The sequence below is a fragment of the Streptomyces sp. NPDC002130 genome, from assembly GCF_040296465.1.
Taxonomy (GTDB): domain Bacteria; phylum Actinomycetota; class Actinomycetes; order Streptomycetales; family Streptomycetaceae; genus Streptomyces.
The window spans coordinates 1-2,802 of record NZ_JBEOXI010000508.1; the positions used below are offsets into that span (position 1 = coordinate 1).

Annotated in this window: 2 protein-coding genes and 1 pseudogene; 1 reads left to right on the plus strand and 2 read right to left on the minus strand. The window is 76.0% G+C overall.

Annotation, left to right across the window (positions count from 1 at the left end; all coding sequences use genetic code 11):
- Positions 1–237, plus strand: a 237-nt coding sequence (locus ABT116_RS41905) for a formyltransferase family protein (protein WP_351645625.1), incomplete at its 5' end; no start/stop codon positions are given.
- 96 nt (positions 238–333) lie between these two features.
- Here the strand turns inward: ABT116_RS41905 and ABT116_RS41910 are convergent.
- A complete protein-coding gene (locus ABT116_RS41910) occupies positions 334–1,629 on the minus strand; it encodes a zf-HC2 domain-containing protein (protein WP_502984036.1) in 1,296 nt (431 codons plus the stop codon).
- An 869-nt stretch (positions 1,630–2,498) separates the two neighbouring features.
- Positions 2,499–2,802 (minus strand): annotated as a pseudogene (locus ABT116_RS41915) (RNA polymerase subunit sigma-70); the annotation flags it as partial.

The window sequence follows — 2,802 nt, forward strand, 5'->3', positions numbered from 1 at the left end:
CAGGCTCATGCCCGGGGTGTGAAGCTGATCGGGGCGACGGCTCACTATGTGACGGCCGATCTCGACGAGGGGCCGATCATCGAGCAGGAGGTCGAGCGGGTCGGGCATGACGTGACGCCCGAGGGGCTTGTCGCGATCGGGCGTGACGTGGAGTGCCAGGCGTTGGCCCGGGGTGTGAAGTGGCATGCCGAGCGGAGGATTCTGCTCAATGGGCGGCGGACTGTGATCTTCGCCTAGGAGCTCGGTCGTCCCGTCGTGTGGCGGGTGCGGGTCGTGGGTGGTTGTTCGCGCAGTTCCCCGCGCCCCTAGGGGCGCGCCCCCTGAAGTCGGGCTCTACATCCTGCTCAGTGAAGCGGCCGCGAACAGGACGTCTCTGATCGCCTCCTTGTCCCCGACCTGGCCCGCTGCCGCCTCCTGCGGAGGGACGTGACCGGCGGTCAGGCGGCAGAACTCGACGCCGTCCAGGGCCACGTGGGCCACCTCGTGCTCGGCGGAGCCCTGCGCCGCGGGGGAGTCGAGGGGGATCAGCCACTCGCCGCCGCCCGAGCCCTCGATCTCCAGCCGGAGGCTGCGGCCGGGTTCGCCCGCCGCGACCAGGTGGCGGTGGTGGGCGGGGGAGGCGAGACCGGCCCGGCGGCGGTGGGCCAGGGCCGTCGGCAGCATGCGGGCCGCCAGGTCGATCATGCGGTGCAGATGGCGTGGCGAGGGCGGGTCGTAGGGGTAGTCGACCGCGTCGGCGATGTCCTCGGCGTGCACCCAGCACTCGAAGGCGCGATCCAGCATCGCGTCGTGCAGGGGCAGTTCGAAGTCGCCGTACGACACCGGCACCTTCCCGGAGCCGCCGCCCGTGAACGACACCGTGCGTACGAGGCTGTGGCTCTGCTCGCGCCAGGGCACCCGGACGGACCGGGTGGGCGGGAAGTGGGAGGCGCGCCAGAACGCCTCGGTGCGGGCCGCCGGCGTGGGACGCCGGGACGGGACGTCGCCCAGCGGGTCGTCCAGGCCGAGCGCGACCCCCACCAGACCGTCGACGCTGAGCAGATGGGCGATGACCCCGGCGACGGTGGTGCGGCGGCTCGTCGACTCGTCGGAGCGGAACCAGCGCAGCCGTACCGGCGCGTGCCATTCGGCGGCGCCGAAGTCCTGCAGCAGGGCGTCCAGGCGCGCGGTCTCGGCGTCGTACGCGGCGGCCCACTCCGGTACCGGGATGCGCGGCGGGCGCCGCTCCAGGCAGGTGTCCAGGACGCGGGTGCGCAGTCCCGGGTCCAGGTCGAGGCTCTCGGGGCGTTGCAGCAGCCCGACCGCCTCGCGCAGCCGCCGGGCCTCGTCGGCGCAGGAGCCGCACTCGCCGAGGTGCTCCTCGACGGCCGTGGCCTCCTCGGCCGAACACGCGGCCAGCGCCCAGGCGCCGAGCAGGGCCTTCAGCACGGGGTGCTCGAAGACGGGCGGGGCGGGCGGCGCCGGCGGGTCGCCGAGCTCCACCGCCGCGGGCAACGGCAGCCCGCTGTCCTCGACGGAGACCCGGGGCAGGGGTATCCGCGCCGGCCGCCCATGCTCCGGAGCATCCCCGGACTGGCCCCGGCCCGATCCCGCCGCCCCGCTCTGCTCACCCGGTCCCGCCGGTCCCACCGGTCCGCCCTGTCCCGCCAGTCCGTCCGGTCCCGCCGGTCCGCCCTGTCCCGCCGGTCCGTCCGGTCCCGCCGGTCCCGCCGGTCCGCCCAGCGGCCGCCGCCCGTGCTCCGGAGCTTCACCGGGCTCGGTCCGGTCCGATCCCACCGCCCCGCTCTGCTCACCCGGTCCCGCCGGTCCCACCGGTCCGTCCTGTCCGCTCGGTCCGCCCGGTCCCGCCGGTCCCGCCGGTCCGTCCGGTCCGCTCGGTCCGTCCGGTCCCGCCGGTCCGCCCAGCGGCCGCCGCCCGTGCTCCGGAGCGTCACCGGGCTCGGTCCGGTCCGATCCCGCCGACCCGCTCTGCTCAGCCGGTCCCGCCGGTCCCGCCGGTCCGTCCTGTCCACTCGGCCCGCCCTGTCCCGCGAGTCCGCCCGGTCCGCTCGGCCCGCCCGGTCCGCTCGGCCCGCCCGGTCCCGCCGGTCCGTCCGGTCCCGCCGGTCCGTCCGGTCCCGCCAGTCCGCCCAGCGGCCGCCGCCCGTGCTCCGGAGCGTCACCGGGCTCGGTCCGGTCCGATCCCGCCGCCCCGCTCTGCTCACCCGGTCCCGCCGGTCCGTCTGGTCCGCTTGGCCCGCCCAGTCCCGCGGGCCCACCCGGTCCGCCCGGTCCCGCCGGTCCGCTCGGCTCGGCCGACCCCACCGGCCCGCCCGGTCCCACCGGTCCGCCTGGTCTGTGTGGTCCGGCGGGCGTGGCGGGTGCTGAAGGGGAGCCGATGTCGTGCCCGCTGTCGCCGCTTTCATGTCGGATGCCGCTCTTGTCCTGGATGTTGCCCTCATCCTCGCGGACGTCGTCTCCTTCGCCGTCCTCGTACGCCTCGAACCGGTCCGGCCCGTTCACACCGCACCCCCGTATCCGGGCTCGGTGTCGTGGGCGGTGGAGAGCAGTTGCAGGCCGAGACGCAGGCGGCGACGGGCCTCGTCCTCGGTGATGTCGAGGTCGGCGGCCGTCTGGCGGTAGTCGCGGCGCTGGAAGTAGGCCCGCTCCAGGGCCGAGCGCAGCGGGACCGGCATGGACTGGACGATGTAGTCGGCGCGGGCGGCGACCGAGGCGCGGCGCACCCGGTGCTCCAGTTCCTCCGTGGTGCCGACGCCGTCCCGGGCGAGGGCGGCGGTCTCGGTGGCGCGCAGCCGCTGCACC